20 protein-coding genes are annotated in these 18,477 nt (G+C 59.1%); 3 read left to right on the forward strand and 17 right to left on the reverse strand.

Annotated elements, in window-relative coordinates; genetic code table 11:
• The first annotated feature begins 13 nt into the window (after positions 1 to 13).
• A complete protein-coding gene (locus AC1DZU_RS32725) occupies positions 14 to 865 on the forward strand; it encodes a LysR family transcriptional regulator (protein ID WP_477291204.1) in 852 nt (283 codons plus the stop codon).
• Positions 866 to 882: 17 nt separating this feature from the next.
• Here AC1DZU_RS32725 and AC1DZU_RS32730 read toward each other — a convergent pair whose 3' ends face one another.
• The 3 genes from AC1DZU_RS32730 to AC1DZU_RS32740 all read right to left on the reverse strand — a co-directional run bounded on the left by AC1DZU_RS32730 (position 883) and on the right by AC1DZU_RS32740 (position 2,753).
• Positions 883 to 1,707 carry a two-component system sensor histidine kinase NtrB gene (locus tag AC1DZU_RS32730; protein WP_477291206.1) on the reverse strand — a complete coding sequence of 275 codons (825 nt, stop codon included), beginning with the start codon at positions 1,705 to 1,707 and terminating at the stop codon, positions 883 to 885.
• A 111-nt stretch (positions 1,708 to 1,818) separates the two neighbouring features.
• The gene (locus AC1DZU_RS32735; RefSeq protein ID WP_477291208.1) at positions 1,819 to 2,343 is read right to left on the reverse strand and encodes a plastocyanin/azurin family copper-binding protein; all 525 of its coding nucleotides are present in this window, start codon (positions 2,341 to 2,343) and stop codon (positions 1,819 to 1,821) included.
• Positions 2,340 to 2,753, reverse strand: a complete 414-nt coding sequence (locus tag AC1DZU_RS32740) for a DUF5602 domain-containing protein (RefSeq protein ID WP_477291210.1) — start codon at positions 2,751 to 2,753, stop codon at positions 2,340 to 2,342. Before AC1DZU_RS32740 ends, AC1DZU_RS32735 begins: the two co-directional genes overlap by 4 nt.
• A 430-nt stretch (positions 2,754 to 3,183) precedes the next feature.
• On the opposite strand from AC1DZU_RS32740, the gene AC1DZU_RS32745 reads away from it, so the two are divergent.
• A complete protein-coding gene (locus tag AC1DZU_RS32745) occupies positions 3,184 to 3,705 on the forward strand; it encodes a PTS sugar transporter subunit IIA (protein WP_477291212.1) in 522 nt (173 codons plus the stop codon).
• Positions 3,706 to 4,345: 640 nt separating this feature from the next.
• Here the strand turns inward: AC1DZU_RS32745 and eutC are convergent.
• The 12 genes from eutC to AC1DZU_RS32805 form a co-directional block, all read right to left on the reverse strand.
• Positions 4,346 to 5,338, reverse strand: a complete 993-nt coding sequence (gene eutC / locus AC1DZU_RS32750; RefSeq protein ID WP_477291242.1) for an ectoine utilization protein EutC — start codon at positions 5,336 to 5,338, stop codon at positions 4,346 to 4,348.
• 2 nt (positions 5,339 to 5,340) lie between these two features.
• Positions 5,341 to 6,315 carry a hydroxyectoine utilization dehydratase EutB gene (gene eutB, locus AC1DZU_RS32755; RefSeq protein WP_477291214.1) on the reverse strand — a complete coding sequence of 325 codons (975 nt, stop codon included), beginning with the start codon at positions 6,313 to 6,315 and terminating at the stop codon, positions 5,341 to 5,343.
• Positions 6,316 to 6,462: 147 nt separating this feature from the next.
• Positions 6,463 to 7,935: an NAD-dependent succinate-semialdehyde dehydrogenase gene (locus AC1DZU_RS32760; protein WP_477291244.1), complete on the reverse strand. Its 1,473-nt coding sequence runs from the start codon at positions 7,933 to 7,935 to the stop codon at positions 6,463 to 6,465.
• Positions 7,936 to 7,951: 16 nt separating this feature from the next.
• Positions 7,952 to 8,902, reverse strand: a complete 951-nt coding sequence (locus AC1DZU_RS32765) for a 2-hydroxyacid dehydrogenase (RefSeq protein WP_477291216.1) — start codon at positions 8,900 to 8,902, stop codon at positions 7,952 to 7,954.
• Between the two features lie 6 nt (positions 8,903 to 8,908).
• Positions 8,909 to 10,126: an NAD(P)/FAD-dependent oxidoreductase gene (locus AC1DZU_RS32770; RefSeq protein WP_477291218.1), complete on the reverse strand. Its 1,218-nt coding sequence runs from the start codon at positions 10,124 to 10,126 to the stop codon at positions 8,909 to 8,911.
• Between the two features lie 148 nt (positions 10,127 to 10,274).
• Positions 10,275 to 10,628: a cupin domain-containing protein gene (locus AC1DZU_RS32775; RefSeq protein ID WP_477291220.1), complete on the reverse strand. Its 354-nt coding sequence runs from the start codon at positions 10,626 to 10,628 to the stop codon at positions 10,275 to 10,277.
• An 11-nt stretch (positions 10,629 to 10,639) separates the two neighbouring features.
• Positions 10,640 to 11,332, reverse strand: a complete 693-nt coding sequence (locus tag AC1DZU_RS32780) for an ABC transporter permease (RefSeq protein WP_477291222.1) — start codon at positions 11,330 to 11,332, stop codon at positions 10,640 to 10,642.
• 1 nt (position 11,333) lies between these two features.
• Positions 11,334 to 12,044 (reverse strand): ABC transporter permease subunit, encoded by a 711-nt coding sequence (locus AC1DZU_RS32785; RefSeq protein ID WP_477291224.1) that lies wholly within the window; start codon positions 12,042 to 12,044, stop codon positions 11,334 to 11,336.
• A gap of 58 nt (positions 12,045 to 12,102) precedes the next feature.
• The gene (locus AC1DZU_RS32790; RefSeq protein WP_477291226.1) at positions 12,103 to 12,921 is read right to left on the reverse strand and encodes a transporter substrate-binding domain-containing protein; all 819 of its coding nucleotides are present in this window, start codon (positions 12,919 to 12,921) and stop codon (positions 12,103 to 12,105) included.
• A gap of 44 nt (positions 12,922 to 12,965) precedes the next feature.
• Positions 12,966 to 13,766, reverse strand: coding sequence for an amino acid ABC transporter ATP-binding protein (locus AC1DZU_RS32795; RefSeq protein ID WP_477291228.1), 801 nt, complete (start codon positions 13,764 to 13,766; stop codon positions 12,966 to 12,968).
• 1 nt (position 13,767) lies between these two features.
• The gene (locus AC1DZU_RS32800) at positions 13,768 to 15,168 is read right to left on the reverse strand and encodes an aminotransferase (RefSeq protein ID WP_477291230.1); all 1,401 of its coding nucleotides are present in this window, start codon (positions 15,166 to 15,168) and stop codon (positions 13,768 to 13,770) included.
• Positions 15,169 to 15,180: 12 nt separating this feature from the next.
• Complete coding sequence (locus AC1DZU_RS32805; RefSeq protein WP_477291232.1) at positions 15,181 to 16,668, reverse strand: NAD-dependent succinate-semialdehyde dehydrogenase; 1,488 nt, start codon at positions 16,666 to 16,668, stop codon at positions 15,181 to 15,183.
• 133 nt (positions 16,669 to 16,801) lie between these two features.
• On the opposite strand from AC1DZU_RS32805, the gene AC1DZU_RS32810 reads away from it, so the two are divergent.
• Positions 16,802 to 17,278, forward strand: a complete 477-nt coding sequence (locus tag AC1DZU_RS32810; protein ID WP_477291234.1) for an Lrp/AsnC family transcriptional regulator — start codon at positions 16,802 to 16,804, stop codon at positions 17,276 to 17,278.
• Between the two features lie 321 nt (positions 17,279 to 17,599).
• Here AC1DZU_RS32810 and AC1DZU_RS32815 read toward each other — a convergent pair whose 3' ends face one another.
• Together AC1DZU_RS32815 and AC1DZU_RS32820 are read right to left on the reverse strand one after the other, a co-directional pair.
• The gene (locus AC1DZU_RS32815; protein WP_477291236.1) at positions 17,600 to 18,004 is read right to left on the reverse strand and encodes a hypothetical protein; all 405 of its coding nucleotides are present in this window, start codon (positions 18,002 to 18,004) and stop codon (positions 17,600 to 17,602) included.
• Positions 18,001 to 18,477, reverse strand: a 477-nt coding sequence (locus AC1DZU_RS32820) for a recombinase zinc ribbon domain-containing protein (RefSeq protein WP_477291238.1), incomplete at its 5' end; no start/stop codon positions are given. The genes AC1DZU_RS32820 and AC1DZU_RS32815, both read right to left, overlap by 4 nt.

Consider the following 18,477-nt stretch of genomic DNA (forward strand, 5'->3'; position numbering starts at 1 on the left):
TGCTATATGTTTTATGGACATTGAGCTCGCCCGCACGTTTATCGAGATCGTTTCGACTGGGAGTTTCATTCGGGCATCGGAGCGCTTGAATGTCGCCCAAACGACCGTTAGCGCACGAATCCGCAACCTCGAGCAGCAACTGGGCCGCACGCTTTTTGTTCGCCACAAAGGCGGAGCTTCGCTCACCCCGGCCGGTGAGCAATTTCTGCGCCACGCCCCGATGTTCGTCCAACTATGGCAACGCACCCTTCACCAGGTTGCCGTGCCCCCGGGACGCCGAGCAGTTCTGACGGTCGGCAGCGAAGTCAGCCTTGCGCAACCGCTTCTGCTCGATTGGGTCCGATGGATGCGCGGCTCGCTTCAAGATATTGCACTCCGCGTACACGTCGATGTGCCGCAGGATCTGATCAATCAGGTCGCGTCGGGAATGGTCGACTTAGCTATCATGTACGCGCCCCCGCACAGACCGGGTTTGAAGATCGATCTGCTTCTGGAGGAAAAACTGGTCCTCGTGACTACCAATTCCGAAGCGCGCCTGCTGGACGAGTCCGATTATGTTTATATGGATTGGGGACCGGATTTTGGACTTCACCACGGGATGAATTTCCCGACTGCTGCGCCGGATCTCTCTTTCGATCTCGGTCCGCTCGCGTTGAACTATGTTCTTGCGACAGGCGGCTCCGGATATTTCAGAATGAGCTCAGTTCAGCCTCACATAGCGGCCGGCCGGCTGCACCTTGTGCCTGAAATGCCGCAGTTCTCCTATCCGGTCTATGCGGTGCAATCCGCAAGTGCGGACGAGAGCGTAGTAGGTCCTGCCCTGGCAGGATTGCATGCCGTCGCGAGCGCCGACATCGAATTGTAGGAGTTCTTGTTGAGCCTCTAAATGTCCGCTTGGATTGACGGGAACAAAAGGTCGACCGTTGTTCCAGTCCCTTGTTCGCTCCTTATGCGGATCCGACCATCAGCCATCTGCGCCAATGCCTGCACTTGCAACATCCCTATCCCGGTGCCCTTCTCACCCTTCGTCGTGAAGAAAGGATCGAACACCTTCCGCAAGACTTCCGGAGCCATGCCGCAACCATGGTCTTTGACGCGAACGCATGCGTAGATTCCCGGCCCGGGCGGGTCAGGCGTCGTGGTCGTCTGCACCAATCGCTCAGTGATGACGAGGATCTCCCCGCCACTTGGCATTGCATCTCGTGCGTTCATGACGAGATTAAGCACTGCAGCGTCGAACAGCGCCGGATCGATCAAGCAGTCCGGGATGTCGGAACCAAGCTCCAGCTTGACGCGGACATCGGGTCCGGCGCCATACCTCAGGAAAGGCTCGAAAGACCTGAGGAACTCATTCAAATTGCCAGCGGGGGTATCGAGTTCCTGATGCTTTGCAAAGGCAAGTAGCTGTGACGCTAGGTCAATCCCTCGATCGATTCCTTCCCGCGCTGCCGCAATGTAGGCTCGCACGCTTTCGGGTTCGTCGGCTCTTCTCGCGGCAGACCTCAAGCCGGATTCGATTACTGCCAGGAGGTTTCTGAAATCATGGGCGATACCACCGGTCATCTCACCCAGGGCGGCAAGCCGATGTGTGGCACGCTCACGTTGCTGGGCAGCGGACCGAGCACTGAGACGCTTTTCCGCCACCTGAGAGCGCGCGTCGCGCTTCGCTCGCGGTTTATTATCGTATGGAAACGCGCGGTCTGCCATGATGGTCCGTCCCAATCGATCACTGACGACAAGCAGGAAACTCGCGCCCCCATCGCATCGTCGTATTTGGGTTCTCCTTGTCGCTGGTCGTCATGCCTCTTAGACGCATATCTAGGGGTGGCGGACGATCCCTTTTGTCATGATGTCTTCGACCATCGGAAACGCCTTGAGGGCCACCCCTGGGAGGTCTCCATTCGTGCCGACCAGTTCAGTCCAGCCATGCATTTCGGGTTCGCCGACAATGATGCGGCCGACCATTCCAGCATGCTCATGCGGAATGCAAAAATAGTCATAGACCCCCTGTTCAGTGAAGGTGATTGAAAAGCTCTCGTCGGGCAGGAGATAGTCGGAATCCCAAGATTTTGCGGCCTTGGGCATGCGCAGCGGTCGCTCGAAGTTTGCCGGATTGTAGGCCGTCGTCGTGTGGGAATTGCCGGGATTGAGGTTGATCCAGCGGATCGTCTGTCCTGGTTTGATCAGAATGCCTATCGGGTCGAACCAAACGTGTGACCCGTCTTCGTTCCCTTGCATCTTGATTTCAACAATCTCGCCGCCCCACACGGCCAGAGACGAGAGGGAAAGGGCGGCAGCGAGCCCGCCGCCCGCGCCCAGGATCTCACGACGCGTCAGTGTCATTTGGCGACCCGAGCCTCGTCAGCCGCCGAAACATGCCACAGCACGACGTGGACATGCGGCTCTGCTACTCCCGGATGGCCGGCATTGTAGTAGACGTCGACATGGTCGACATTGCCGCCAGGTGAAGCGAGGTCGTCAAAACGTTTGTCCGGATTGAGGTCTTTGATCGGCAGCATATAAATCGTGCTGACAAGCTTGCCGTCGTGATCATAGGCAAGGAATGGGCCGGCAGGCAATGTCGTCGGATCGACGAACAACTGGCCCATGCCCGGCAGGAAGTCGGGCAGCTTCACAAGCTTGCTGACCTGTTCGTAAGGAGCCGCCGGCGGGGCTTTGGTGACCTCATCCGCCGCCATGGCGCAAAACGAACCGCCGGTTGTCAGGGCAACTGCGAGTACGAGTTTTTTCATCACGGTATCTCCTTGTGAACTAAAAACCGCGATGGCCGAAGATCTGGAAGACGGTCTAGAAATCCGATTTTCACTTGTTGGCACGGCCTGTTCGCGTCCGACCAGCAAGCAGGAGACTGTTCTGGTCGTCAAACGAAATTAGCTAGCATTTCAGTGCATTATTTCTGCTACTAGGCGCGCACCTGTTGTGCTTGATTTCGAAAAATATTTCACTACCTCCGTATTGCTATGAATATTTTCAACCTCGATTTCCGGCGGGAGCCGAAACGCCTCAAAACGGGCCATTAGCCGGACGCGAGAAGCCCTGGCTTCGCGTCCGGGACAGCCAAGATCTCCACACCTTAGTCCACTGTGAACCCTGCCCTGTTTAACCAGTGCGGCTGAACGCTCATTTGCGATCGAGTTTGGATCGACATGGAGGTTGACCCGGATGATCTCCCCCATCTTGCGAGAAGAAGACATTTCGCTTGACCTTGTGACCAAGGGAAAGCAATCAGCCTTGTCAAAAATTGCGATCAGGATCGCGCGGAGAACTGGGCTTGACGAGCAGATGGTTCTGCGTGGTCTTTTCGACCGCGAGGATCTCGGCTCGACGGGCATCGGTCGTGGCGTCGCGATCCCCCACGCTCTACTTGGCACAATCTCTTCGCCTGTCGCGTCTTTGACACGCTTGGCTCAGCCTATCGATTTCGACGGCCCCGACGACGATCCCGTCGATCTCATTTACACTTTACTCTGGCCGCGCTCTGCCACCGCTGCCTTCCTCCCTGCCCTTTCCCAGATTTGCCGGCCGCTTCGGGCATCTCAGGTTCGGGAGCGACTCCGACAGGCACGGTCATCCGATGAGGCGTTGGCGATTCTCGAAACTGAGCAGCTTCCGGGAACTTCCACCAATCATACTTCCCGCGTCCGGCCTGGCGTTGTGATGTCTAGGCAGTTCAGCAATGCCTAGATTCCATTGACGAGGCGCGGTTATTGAGGGCTATCGAATCCGGTGGAGAAGGTTGGTTTCCAGTGTCCTTCCCTCTACCACCTTCAAAGTCCGAACAATTCTCTCCTCTGTTGGCCAGCGCTCTGAAGCCCAGCGTTTGCGAGGTGTGTGGCCAAAAGCTGGGGAGTGCAGCGAGGCCTATTCGACCAAAATCGCTCTCCGGATGGCCGTCATTCTCCGAAGCTGGGGAGTAGCCCCAAAAATCCCAAGGTTCTGACAACAGCAATATCAATGCCTTAGCGCCGGCCTTGCTGGGGGCGGTTTTGTGGTTCGCTCGCCTGCCAAAAGGACCACAACTACGCCATCGCTCGCTAGGTTCGGCTTGCGCCTAAAGCGATCGTCCGCCGCCAGTTCTCGAATGACCGCAGTGGGGCCGAAAGCGGACCGACATCTTTCGGTCAGCTTTTTTGAAAAGCAGTCGTTCCGCTCACGCCCGCTGGCGCTGGCCTTGACGATCTACAGCCAACTTAGACTAAGAACGACATTTGGCTTGATGTTGCTCTGCTAATTTCCGATGGGCGTTGTTAGCTCCCGATAATGGGCAGCAGCAGGCCGTCGGTTAGCGTCTCCTCGAGTGGAACGCGTCAATCAACAACGGCTGTCAATGCTCGGCGGCCTTTGTTTCTGTCAGTTGACGTGACCGCGCGAATGCTAAGTTAGCGATAGCGGTGTCTTGAATCCCCGTTCCGGTGAGATCTGCGATCGTGATCTGGTCGGCACTTGTCCGCCCCGCCACCTCACCGGCTATGATCTGACCGAGCTCGACGAAGGGCGCGCGTTCGTCGACGACACCCGCTTTGATGGCGTGATGGAGTTCGCCGAGGCGTCTCGTTTGTGCCAAGCTATCGGCCACATACATGTCGGCAATGGCGATCACCTGAGGCTCAATCTCATTCTTGTGCTCGGCATCTGAGCCCATTGCTGTGATGTGCTGTCCGGGTGCAAGCCAGCGCGACAAAATAATGGGGCTTTCAGCTGGTGTCGTCGTGACGATGACATGCGCGCCTGCAACAGCCTCGTCCGGAGTCGGGCAAGCGACGACTTCGACCCCCAACTCGTCAGACAGTTCTTGAGCCACGAGGCGAGCCTTGGCTGCCACGCGTGCCCATATGCGAGCCGAACGAATCGGGCGGACCAACATAAGTGCTTGCAACTGAAGACGGGCTTGCTGCCCCGCGCCCAAAATGGCTGCAATTGAAGCGTCTTCGCGCGCGAGGTACTTGGCAGCGACCGCCCCGGCAGCGGCCGTGCGAAGATCGGTCAGGTAACCGTTATCCAGCAGCAGCGCCTGTACCACACCAGTCGTGCTGGAGAGCAATATCATCAAGCCGTTTGTGCTCGCCAAGCCGATTTCAGGATTGCCGAAGAAGCCCGGACTGATCTTGATGGCGAAGCCGTCCAGACCTGGCACATACGCTGTCTTGACGTCGACTTCGCCGCGATGTTCGGGAATATCAAGCCGTAGGATGGGCGGCATGACAACCTTTCCCGTGGCCAAGGTGCGAAATGCCTCCTCCACGCAGCGGACGATGTCGAGATCTAACTTCACCAAGCCCCTCAGTTGGGGCTCGGTCAAGATCTGCGGTTTTGTGATATTCATTTAGGGCCCGTTTCGTCTGTTATGATACGGCGATGCAGTTGCATATCTATGTTGCGGCCTGACAGAACGGTCACGGTGGGACCTCGGAGGCTGCTGACCTTGTTCGCCAATAAAGCTGCTATCCCAACGGCACCAGCGCCTTCGACAATCTCGCGCTCTTGCAGGTAGGCGTGTCGGATACCGGCGGCGATCTCGGCCTCGCTCAAAAGAATGACGTCGTCCAGGAGATCTCCGCACATGGCAAAGGTCAGCCTGTTGTGAAGACCAATGCCGCCACCAAGGGAATCGGCGAGGCTCTCGAATTCCTCCACTTGGATAGGGTGACCGGCATCCAGACTGGCTTTCATCGCCGCGCCACGCTCCACCGTGACCCCAATAACGCGCGCTTCAGGCCGCTTGGATTTGATCGCGCATGCCACGCCCGAGGCGAGGCCACCACCGGAAAGCTGAATTAGTACGGTAGCGACATCCGGCAGTGCATCAATAATTTCCAACCCCAACGTCCCTTGGCCGGCGATGATCGCTGGATGGTCGAAGGGTGGAATTGGACAAAGACCCTCGCTCAAGACCAGCCGATCGGCCTCTTCCTGCGCCTCATCTTGTGACCGTCCTACAATATGGACATCGGCGCCAAGGCGGCGAATCTCGACAATCTTGTTGTCAGGCACCAAGCTTGACATGCATATCGTGGCCTTCACGCCACACGCTTTCGCGGCGAATGACAAAGCTCTGCCATGATTACCTGTAGAAGCAGCAACGACGCCTCGCGCGCGCTCGTCGTCGGTCAATAGAAGAAGCGCGTTGAAGGCCCCTCGCAGTTTGAAGCTTCCCGTGGCCTGATGATGTTCGAGCTTGAGGTGAACGGGCACACCGCAGAATTCCGATAGCGAAGGCGATGATACGAGCGGGGTCGGACGAATGCTGCCGCTGATCCGATCGCTGGCCCTTTCGATGTGTTCTAAATCAACCATTCAATCGTACCTTGATCGACATCGATGCAACGAAGGCGCCTGCGCTATTTGAGAGGCCCATAGGCCAAAGCTCCTCGATGATTTTTTTCGAGGGCTGCCCGGGCGTGCTACCTGGCCGCCCCAGCCCCGACCCGCAGATCGACCTCCCTACCAGGTAACCGCGATGTACTTCGTCTCGCAGAACTCGAGAATCCCAACGTGGGCGCCCTCGCGGCCGAGCCCGCTCTGCTTCGTTCCGCCGAATGGCGCTGCGGGATCAGACACGAGACCGCGATTCAGCCCGACCATGCCGCTGTCCATCTGTTCCGACACGCGCATGCCGCGCGCCAGATCTCGGGTGTAGACATACGATATGAGACCGTATTCCGTGGCATTGGCCAGCTCGATAACCTCGTCTTCGGTATCGAAAGTTGTGAGGGCGGCAATCGGACCGAAAATCTCCTCAGCTGAAATCCTCGAATCTGGCGAGACGCCGGTCAACACCGTTGGAGCGAAGAAGTATCCTTGACGCTCGAGCGGTCCGCCGCCGACAAGCACCTTGGCGCCTCTCGTCGTGGCGTCGGTTACCAAGGCGGTGAGCCGCTCGACGGCCTTCCTGTTGATCAACGGACCGCATTGCGATTTGGGATCGTATCCGGCCCCGACCTTCATCGACTTCATGCGCTCGACGAGCCCGACGGAAAATGCTTCGGCAATTCCGGCCTGGACGTAGAAGCGGTTCGCCGCCGTACAGGCTTCTCCGCCGTTGCGCATCTTCGCCACCATTGCGCCCTCGATGGCCGCATCCAGGTCGGCATCGTCGAAGATGATGAAGGGCGCGTTTCCGCCGAGTTCCATAGAGCACGACACGACGGTTCCAGCTGCCTCGCGCAGGAGTGTCCTGCCGACCTCGGTGGAACCGGTGAAGGAGAGCTTGCGCACGCGGGGATCGTTCAGCATGGCCCTGACGACTGGTCCGGACTGTGAGGTGGTGACCACATTGACCACGCCGTCGGGCACTCCGGCTTGCTTGTAAAGGTTGGCCAGCACGAGCGCGGTCAGCGGCGTCTCCGTTGCAGGCTTCAAGACGCATGTGCAGCCCGCCGCCAGCGCCGGCCCGATCTTGCGGGTTGCCATGGCAGCCGGGAAATTCCAGGGAGTGACGAGAACAGCGACCCCGATCGGCTGATGCTGAACGATGATCTTGTTTGCGCCGCCCGGCGCTGTCGAGATCTCGCCATTGAGACGAACGGCCTCCTCCGCGAACCAGCGAAAGAACTCCGCAGCGTAGACCACCTCGCCCTGCGCGTCGTTCAAGGTCTTGCCGTTTTCACGACTGATGAGCTCGGCCAACATATCCTTGTTTTCGATCATCAGCTCGAAGCAGCGGCGCAGGATCTCTGAACGCTTGCGTGGAGCTGTGGCCGCCCAGCCCTTCGCTGCTCTGTGGGCGCTCGCAATCGCCTCCATCGCGTCTTCGACAGTCGCATCCGCAACGGACACGATCACGCCTCCGTTCGATGGATCAATGACGTCTATGTTCTTTCGCTCCGTGCCGCCTCTCCACTGTCCGTCAATGAACAAGCCGGTGGGCAGTGAAGCGACGTCCAGAGGCGTAGATAGTTTTGCAGCAACGTTCATGTCTGCCAGCCTTTCGTTATCTTTGATCGGAAGAAATGGATCCGGAAAGTTCTGCAAGATCCACCAGTCCCGTTGGATGAGCGCCGACGAGAAGACGCTTTACGTTCTGCACGGTCGTTAGCGCCGCGCTTTCCGCCTGCGTGCTTGCCGCGACATGCGGTGTGATAATCACGCGCGGATGCACCCATAGAGGATGCTCTGGCGGCAGCGGCTCGGGATCGGTCACGTCAAGGAACGCGCCCGACATCCTGCCGCTATCCAACGACGACAGCAGCGCGTCGGCGTCGAGCTGACGTCCCCTGCCGGCGTGGACGAGGCAGGCGCCGCGCGGAAGGGCGCCAAACAGGTCGTCGTTCAGAATTCCGATCGTATTCCCGGTTAGCGGCAGCAAGCAGACGAGTATGTCCGTCCCTGCAAGCATCTCCCGCAACCCGGCTTCGCCCTTGTGGCAAGTCACGCCGTCTATGGATCGCTGCGTCCGGCTCCATCCCGAGAGGTGGAAACCGAAGGGCTGGAGCCCGCGAAGTGCGGCTTCACCCAGCACGCCCATGCCCAGCACGGACACCCTTCGGCCGACGGCCTGCGGATGTTGCTCGAGCTCCTTCCAGACCCTACGCCGCTGCTGATCGATGTAGAGATGCAGGTTTCGATGGAGCGAGAGAACAGCCATAGCGATATATTCGACGACCATCCTGGTGATGCCCTCATCTACCATGCGAACGAGCTTCACACCTGGCGGAATGGAACTCTTGGCGAACTGGTCGACGCCCGCGCCGATGCAGAACACAGCCTGAAGGTTGGGATAGCGCCGAAGGTTTTTCGGCATGTTCCAGGTCATGATGAAGCGGATTTCGTCGTCGCCGATGGCGTCCGGGTCCATGCAGAACCGAACGTTCGGCAGGTGCTTTGAGAACACATCGGCAAACACGGCCGCTCGGGTCGCATCACAGAGGAACAGGAATGCCATGCCGCCTCACGCATCCTTGCGACGGCGCAGCGTCTTCCGGTCATGGCGCTCATACATCCAGTACACGAGCGGAATGAACCATGGACGTCCGCGGTAAAACGGTACGGCCTTGGGAGCCTGATCGAAGTCGAAAGCAGAGCGCGGCTGCTCGGCGTCTTCGAGGATCTTGAGCGCCGCCTTCTTGCCAAGCCACCGCGCCCACACGATGCCGGAACCGCAATAGCCAGTCGCGTAAATGGTGTTGCCGCGTGAAAAGATACGCGGGATCATATCCCGGTGCATGGCGACATTCCCAAACCAGCTGTGGGTGATGTCGATATTTTTCAGTTCCGGGAAAAGTCTGGCGAGTTCCGCCCGCAGATTGACAGTCGGCGTAAGCGGATCGCCCGCGGTCGTGCCGTCGCGTCCGCCAAACAGGATACGAGACCCGTCGGGCGACGGGCGGTAGTAGTAGCTCAGCTTGCGCATGTCGCCATACATCATGCGGGTGGGCATCAGCCGGTCCATGACCTGCTTGTCTAGCGGTTCTGTGGCTATGATCCGGCTGCGAACCGGCACCAAGCGGCGGCGTAACCATGGATCGAACCCGTCGGTGTATCCGTCGGTGCATACAAGGAGTTTCTTCGCCAGGACGTCGCCGCGCTCGGTGGTGACCCGCACGCCAGCGGCATCGCTGGTGGAACCCAGGACCGCGGTGTTCTCGTGAAGAACGGCATCGGTCTCGCGCGCGACCCGGATCATGCCGGCGAGCAACTTCGCGGGCTGAAGGCCGCCGATGTCCATACGGACCATGCCACCAACATAGAGGTCGGTTCCGATATACTGCCGCACGTCCGATCTTTTGATGGCGAAGGTCTCGATGCCAAGGCTGTCGTGGAGAAAGCCCGCATGACGCCGGAGCTCTTCTGTCTCTTCGGCGGTCATCGCCCCTTCGAATAAGCCGGATAGCGTGAAGTTGGCGTCAATACTCTCCGCGGTGAGAAACCTCCAAAGGTCCTGCCGCGCGGTCTGGCCTTCCAGGAGGATGCCGTTCGCCCTATCCAAACCGAAGCGACCGATCAATTCCTTGCGGCTAGGCCTGATGCTACCGCTTGCCATGCCACCGTTACGGTTGGAGGCCGCCTGCCCGAGCGACTGGCGATCGAAAAGCTGGACGTGCTTGCCTGCCCGCGACAACTCGATCGCGGCGGAGAGACCCGTATAACCGCCGCCGACGATCGCCACGTCGCAGCTCCGATCGAGTTCGCGCCTAGGCAAAGGCGGAAAGGCACAATCGTCCCACCAGTATGGCGTCGATTTGATCGTTGTGGAAAGCGTCTGTGTCATGAACCGGTACTGCTGCTGGGTTGCAAGGGAAAAGCTGGGGAGCCGACTAGTCGCGACTAACCCAAAGCTTGCGCGTGGTTTCGATGACCTTCCAGACGCCGGTGAAACCCGGATGCATGACAAAGGCGTCGCCGGCCGTGATGCGACGCGGCTCCTTCCCGTCCTCTGTCAGTTCGGATACGCCTGACAGGATAAGGCAGACCTCGAAAGTCTTGCCCTTTATCGAACGATAGGCTCCAGGCGTCGCCTCCCACACGCCGGACTGAACCACTCCGTCGGCGGTCTGTGCGATGTCCCAGCTAAGAAAGCGCGGATCGCCTTCGATCAGCCTGTCTGGAGCAGGCTTGCCTTCGCGGGGTTTGGGCAGGTTGTTCTGGTCGAAGAAAGTGAGATTAGACATGGTCGTGCCTTTCAGGACTGGTTCAAGCCGGGGATGGCTAAACGGCGTTCAAGAAGTTTCATCGCCGTCAGCGCAATGACGCCGATCACGAGGTAGAAGGCGGCAGTTATGACGAAGATATCCATCACTGCGAACGTTTCGCTCATCAGGCGCTTGGCGTAGCCGGTGATCTCGAGGACCGTGATCGCGGAAGCCAAGCTCGATTCCTTGACAATGATGGCCACCTCGCTGCTGTAGGCGGGAAGTGCCTGTCGCAGCGCCAGCGGGAACTTGATACGAAGGAAAATGTGCCATGGCTTCATGCCGCAAGCTTCGGCGGCTTCGATCAAGCCCTTGGGTAGCGAGTTGAAAGCCGATCGGAATGTCTCTGCGGTGTAAGCGCCGGAGTTCAGCACGACTGTGAGGATAGCTGCATGAAGCCCATCGCCGATCATCCACCACAGAACCGGGTTGTGGCGTATGAAACTTATTTGGGCCAAGCCGTAGTAGATCACGAAGATCTGCACCAGCATTGGCGTGCCACGAAATATCGCGCAATAGGCGTCGCAAAAACCGCGAAGCACCCGGTTTTTCGATCCGCGCGCAAGGCCGACCAGGACTCCCAGCGGCAGACCAAGAACGATGCCGAAGACTGCGATGAGAAGCGTGATCTTGACGCCCTCAAGCAGAAACGGGAACGCATACGTTATGATGCCCAAATCCATGTCACATCCCTCCGAAGCCGCGGTTGAGGACCCGTTCGATCCTCGAGAATGCGGTTTGGCTGGCGAGCGTCATGGCGAAGAAAAGGGCTGCGGCAATGCAGTAGAAAAACAGCGGCGACCGCGTAATGCCGGCGGCGATCGCCGCGGTCCGCATCAGTTCCTGCAGGCCGACGACGGAGATCAACGACGTATCCTTGATCGTCATCTGCCACACATTGTTGATGCCGCCGAGTGCGAGCCGCAAGGCGAGCGGAAAGGTAATGCGAAAGAATGTGACCATTCGCGGAAGTGCCAAGGAGCGGGCGGCTTCGAGCATGCCGAGGGGCACGGCTTGGAGGGCGCCGCGGATCACCTCGATTGAGTAGGCACAGGATATCGAGGCAATCGCAATGACGCCGACAATCATGGGATAGGCATTCTCGGCGGCTTGCTGATAGCCGAACGTCCCCGCGACGGTTCTCACACAGTCCAAGGAGCCGTAGAACAGCAGATAAATCACCAGCAGTCCCGGAATTCCGCGGATCAGGATGCTGTAAGCATCCACCATCTGTGAGACGACTATGACCTTCTGCCAGCGCAAGATGGCCAGTGGCGTCGCCACCACGAAACCTAACAGCATGCCGAGCAGCCCGATCGCAATTGTCACTGCACTGCCGCGCAGGAGAGCCAGCGCCCAGCCATGCTCCACCATCAGCACCCAAAAATCCTGCATAGAAGCCTCCTATCCGCCTGCCTTGTGCAATGCCAAGGCAGGCGCCACTATCGAAGGATCACTGTTTGCAGGGAATGGTGTAGTCGTCCTGGAACCACTGCATGGATGCTTTCTTGACCGTGCCGTCGTTGATCATCTTGCACAGGGCCACGTCGATCTTTGCCTTGAGATCGGTGTTGCCTTTGCGCATCCCGACGCCCATGCCGCGGCCGAGGACTTCCGGATCGTCCATGGAAATTATCCTGACATCGATTTTTGCGAAGTTCGCGCCGTCAGGCGTAGCTAGGAAGTCGACCCAGGTTGGCGAATCTCCGAAAGCCACGTCGATGCGACCGCTAGCGAGATCGGCAGTCAACTGGGTAACAGCATCGTAGGTCTTCAGATCGACGCCCGTCATCCGCTTCTCTATGAATCTAGCGTAGGTAGTGCCAGTGGCGACACCGACGGTCTTGCCGGGGATCGCCTTCTTGATGTCATCAAGAGTTTTCAGGCCGGCCAGCGGCGAATCCTTCGCAACGACGAAGTAGAGAGGTGTCGTTGCATAAGGGATCGAATAGTCGATCTTTTTCTCCCGCTCGGCTGTAATGCCAAGACCTGATATGATGACGTCAAATCGGTCGCTGTCCATTGAGGGTACAAGCGAACTGAACGTCTGAACGACGAACTTACATTGGACCTTCAGTTCGGCGCAGATGCCATTGGCAATGTCGGCGTCGAAGCCGGTGACGTTGCCGCTCGGATCGGCCATGCTGAACTTCGGTGCATCACCTTCGGTGCCGATTCGCAAAACACCTTCCTCGGCCGAGGCCATGGTCGCCGCCCCGGCGACCAGCAGGCCGGATGCGAATGCGGACTTGATAAGCTTGCTGATGTTCATCTCAGTTCCCCTTGGTTGGTTCTTGATTGTCCCAGCGCCTGTCTTCAGGCATTGGCCGGCATAACGCTCGAAAGAAACCGCTTCACCGCTTCGCTCGCGGGGTTTCGAAACAGTTCTTCCGGCGTGTCATCCTGCTCGAGGCGGCCCTTTTGCAGGAATAGCATTCGGTTCGACAGTTCCCTTGCGAACCGCATTTCGTGCGTCACGAGTAGGATTGTCGCACCTTCCTCGGCGAGCTTGCGTATGATCTTCAAGACCTCTCCGACCAGTTCCGGATCGAGCGCGGAGGTCGGTTCATCACACAGCATCAGTTTCGGGCGCATCGCCAGGACGCGCGCGAAAGCGACACGCTGTTGCTGGCCGCCCGAAAGCTGTTGCGGGTAGCGGTCGCGGAAGGTTTCCATGCCGACCTTCGCCAACGCCCACAGCGCAGTCTCTTCTGCCTCCTTCCGAGACTGCTTGAGCACGTAAACGAGCGCCTCGGTCACGTTGCCGAGAACGGTGCGATGCGGCCAGAGATTGAAGTTTTGGAATACCATTCCGACGTGGCGTCGAAGCCTTCTGACAGCGGCTGCGTTGACAATCTTCGGCTCTCCGCGCGCTTCAGTGGTTACCGAGATGGCCTCTCCCATGAATTCAATCTGCCCTGAAGTCGGCATCTCCAAAAAATTAATGCAGCGAAGAGCGGTGCTTTTCCCGCACCCCGACGATCCGATCAGCGAGACGACCTCGCCCTGCCTTACGGTGAAGCTAACTCCGTCCAGCACCTTGGTGGAGCCGAACACCTTTGCGAGATCTTTGACCTTCAGGACTTCGGCCGCGCGTGAGATCTTGCGATGCAACATGCTAACCGGCCACCGCGCCTTGCGCATCCATGTCTACGAGCACGCTATCAACAGCCGCCTTGGCAATGCCGACCATCTCATCGATCTCGGCCTCCGTCATGACCAGCGGGGGGGCAAACCCCAGAATGTCCCCATGCGGCATGGCACGGGCAATGAGGCCTCGGTCGCGGGCTGCCTGCGAGATGCGTGCACCGACCTTCAAGCCCGGATCGAAGCTGGCCTTTGTTCCGCGGTCGGCGACGAACTCCAAGGCTGCCAGCATGCCTATGCCCCGAACCTCGCCAACGATAGGATTCTGTGCGAATTCCGCCTTCAACCGGGCAAGAAGATAAGCACCTTTCCTGGCGGACTGACCGGCCAGGTCCTCACGTTCGACGATGTCGAGGACGGCGTTCGCCGCAGCAGCGCTGATGGGATGTCCGGAATAGGTATAGCCGTGCGAGAAGGCGCCGACGCGCGGCGTTGCATCCTCCATGACCTCGTAGACTTTCTGTGACACGATAGACGCCGAAAGAGGCGCATAACCCGATGTCAGGCCCTTGGCGACGGTTACCAGGTCGGGCTCGATGCCGTAGAGGTCCGACCCGAACATGGCGCCGGTGCGCCCGAAGCCGCAGATCACCTCGTCGGCGATCAACAGGACATCGTATTTGCGAAGCACAGCCTGGATCTTCGGCCAGTACCCGATCGGCGGCGGCGTGATGCCGCCGGTGCCCAGCACCGGTTCGGCGATAAACGCGCCCACGGTATCCGGGCCTTCTCTCAGGATGAGCGCCTCGAGTTCATCGGCGCGCCGCGCCGAAAAGTCCTCCTCGGTTTCTCCCGGATGCGCACCGCGATAGAAATGCGGGACGCCAGTGCGAAGAATGCCGGAGACCGGCAGATCCATGTGGTCGTGATAGAAACTCATTCCTGTCATCGAGCCGGAAACCACGGAACATCCATGATATCCGCGCTCGCGCGCGATTATCTTCTTCTTCCGCGTTTTGCCCCTCAGGTTGTTGTAGTACCAGACGATCTTCGCTTGGGTCTCGTTGGCGTCCGATCCTGACAGTCCATAGAAGACTTTTGACATCCTGCCAGGCGCCATCCGGACCAGCCGGTCCGAAAGTCGCGCGAGTTCTTCAGTCGTGTGTGCAGCATAGGAATGATAATACGCGAGTTTGTAGGCCTGTCGCGCGATCGCCTCGGCAACCTCGGTACGGCCATAGCCGATGTTGACGCAGTAAAGGCCGGCAAAGCCATCGATATATTCCCGGCCGGTGGCGTCTTGAATCCTGACGCCCTTTCCCGTCTCGACAATCGTCGGATCGACGTTGCCGGATGCATAATCCTTCAAATAGGTGAAGGGATGAAGCACCGTCCTGCGGTCCATCGCCGCGATTTCAGCAATATTTACCATCTTCGTTCGCCCTTACGCGGCCAAGCCGCCGAAGCAGACATATTTAAGTTCCATAAATTCCTGCAGCCCGTGGCGCGATCCTTCCCGCCCGAGCCCCGACTGCTTCCACCCGCCGAAGGGGATGGGCGCACCGGTAAACGACGCCGTGTTGATCCCGACCATGCCGTATTCGAGCGCATCCGAAAGGCGCATCGCCCGCTTCAGGTCCCGGGTATAGACATAGGCGGCCAGGCCCATCTCGCTGGCGTTGGCCGCGGTGCGCACGTCGTCCTCATCGACGAAGCGCAGGACGGGCGCGACCGGACCGAAAGTCTCTTCCGAGATAATAAGCATGTCGTGGCGGACATCGATCAGAAGAGCGGGCGCGACGAAGTTTCCGGCCTCCGGGCCGGGGATCGAACCTGTCAGCAGCCGGGCGCCTTTACTGACCGCGTCTGCGATGTGGGCGCGGCACTTCTCGACGACGGTCGTCTTCGTCATCGGCCCGATGTCGACCCCATGCTGGAAACCGGAGCCCACGCGCAGCGCTTCGATCCGAGTCTTCAGCCTTCCCACAAAGACATCATGGACGCCTTCTTGGACAAAGATCCGGTTGGCAGCAAGGCAGTCTTGGCCCGAGGTAGTGAACTTGGCAGCGACGCAGCCCTCCACCGCCTCGTCCAGGTCGGCATCATCGAACACGATGAAGGGTGCGTGCCCGCCGAGTTCCATGGAAACCTTCTTGATCGTCGCCGCGGCCTTGGCAAGCAGAAGCCTGCCGACCTCGGTCGAACCTGTAAAGGAGAAGGCTCGCACACGCTCATCGGCGAGCAGGCTGTCCGTCAGACGCTTGGGATCGCCGGTCACCACCTGAAAGACACCCCGCGGCAGACCGGCGCGATGCGCCAGCTCCGCCAAGGCGAGGGCCGAGAGCGGCGTTTCAACGGCCGGCTTGACGATGACCGGGCAGCCCGCTGCAAGGGCGGCGGCTGCCTTCCGGGCGATCATGGCGCTCGGAAAATTCCAGGGCGTCACAGCGGCGCTGACGCCGACCGGATGCATGGAGACGAACAGACGGCTTGAGGGCTTGTGCCCGGGTATCGTCTCGCCGTAGGCACGCTCGCCTTCGGCGGCAAACCATTCGATGAAGCCGACGCCATAAAGAATCTCGGCCTCGGCTTCGGCTAGAGGCTTGCCCTGCTCGGCGGTCAGGATAATGGAAAGGTCATGGCTATGGCGTCTGATCAGTTCCGCCCAAGACAAGAGTATTTTTCCGCGATCGCGGGCGAGCCTGTCGCGCCAACCGCCAAAGGCAGTATCGGCGGCATCGATCGCCCGGTTCACGAGCGCCGCGTCACAATCTCCGACATAGGCTATGACATCGCCGGTTGCCGGATCGGTAACCGCGGTAACGCTGCGATGCGCTTGCCATTCGCCGTCGACATAGGACCCTTCACGCAGCAACTCTGTATCGCTGAGACCAGCGAGGGCCTGCCGTGCCGTCATTATCGTGTTCAACATGTCGGCCCCGTGCCGTTGCTATTTCAACGAAGCCTAATGGAGCAGGTGCGCAGATTTTATGATGAAGCGGTTGTACAGACGCAGGATTCCTGTCTTATTTTAGCAAGATCAAAGAAATTATGCGGGAAGACTAATGCGGCTAGATCGACTCGACGCGCGTCTGCTGAGCATCGTGCAGGCGCACAATCGCCATACGAGCGAAGAACTCGGTGAGATGGTCGGCCTTTCCGCCACCGCGGTGCAGAGGCGCGTCAAGCGCTTGCGAGACGAGGGGGTGATCGAGGCCGACATCTCCGTCGTGAAGCCGAAGGCCATCGGCCGGCCAATCGCCATGCTGGTTTCGGTGTCCTTGGAACGCGAGCGGGTGGATATTGTAGACCGCTTCAAGCAGTCCATCCGCCAGACGCCGGAGGTGATGAACGGATACTATGTGACCGGGGATGCGGACTTCGTGCTAATCGTTACGGCTAAGAGCATGGAAGATTACGAGAGTTTTACCCGTAAGTTCTTTTATGAGAACCCCGATATTAAAGGGTTCAAGACCATGGTGATCATGGACCGCGTCAAGGTCGGCTTCTCAGTGCCGATCGACGCTGCTGATTTCTCATGATCTCTGATGATAGGTGCCGTTGGCTTTAGAAGAATTGTGATGGATAGGAGTCGCATGTTGGAGCGGCCGCTAGCCGCTGGCGCGATTTGAGGCCTCATTTAGGTGCAGCTTGCACTATCTAGGCCAGTTAAAAACTACCCAGATTCCTAGTTCCTAACAAATGGCAACTTTCAGGCGCGAAGCTTTCTGGGCATTGGCATGGCAATGTCGGCTTTTGGTGAGTAGACGGGACCGCAAGAATGACTGCCATGAGGCGCAAAGCGGTCATCCGAATCGCACGGCCGGCGGAAGACGCATTGGGTCAAAACCAGACCTTCCCAACTAGCAGGCATTGCGCCGTTGGCGCTCCCACTCAACGGGAAACCCGCGTACCAACGGCTGCAATTGCATCGTGGGAGGCTGTCGCCCGTCGAGGATTGCCTCAACCAGGTCCGGCGCCAAGAGCGTCAGTCGAAGCATGTGGGAGACAAACGATCGGTCGAGTTTCTCAGCCGCAGCGAGTTCGCTGATCGTCGCGTGTTGACCTGATTCCAGCTTGTGCTGCCAGTGGAATGCTTGGACAAGGGCTCGCAGCAGCGCGTTGTCGATGCGCGGTCGCGACGGTGCCCAAGCCTCTGCTCCAGCCGGGGAGACAACAAGTTTGCGACCGCCACGCTTGCGGATCGCCATCGGAATGGAGACGGTCAGCAAGGTGCCGTCGCCGCTGATCTCGCAGTTGTTCTTCATGCTGCCCTGTCCAGGCTTGGTCGTTGCCGAAGTTCGGCGATGACGCTGGCTATGCCCTCGGTGCGAAGGCGGATGGTAATGCCGTCTGGATCGACGTCGATGCGCTCGACCAGCAGCTGAATGATGCGCGCCTGCTCGGCGGGAAAGAGCTCCTCCCAAAGAGCATCGAACTGAACCAGGGCGTCGCGCACCTCGGTCTCGCTGATCTCGTCGCCGAGGTCGCGCACGGCTGCCCAGACCTTCACAATCATCTCTGGGGAGCGCAGCAGGACACGGACCTGATCGATCACTGCGGCCTCGATCTCGCCGGCAGGAAGGCGTCGTACCGAGCAGGTTTCCGGTCCAAGCTTCTGTACGCTGGTGGTGACGTAGTAACGGTAGAGACGACCCTTCTTCCTCGTGTGTGCCGGTGTCATGGCATAACCATTGGGCGCGAAGATCAGGCCTCTGAGCAATGCGGGCGTTTGCCCGCG

It is taken from the genome of Mesorhizobium sp. P2_A12 (genome assembly GCF_056405075.1).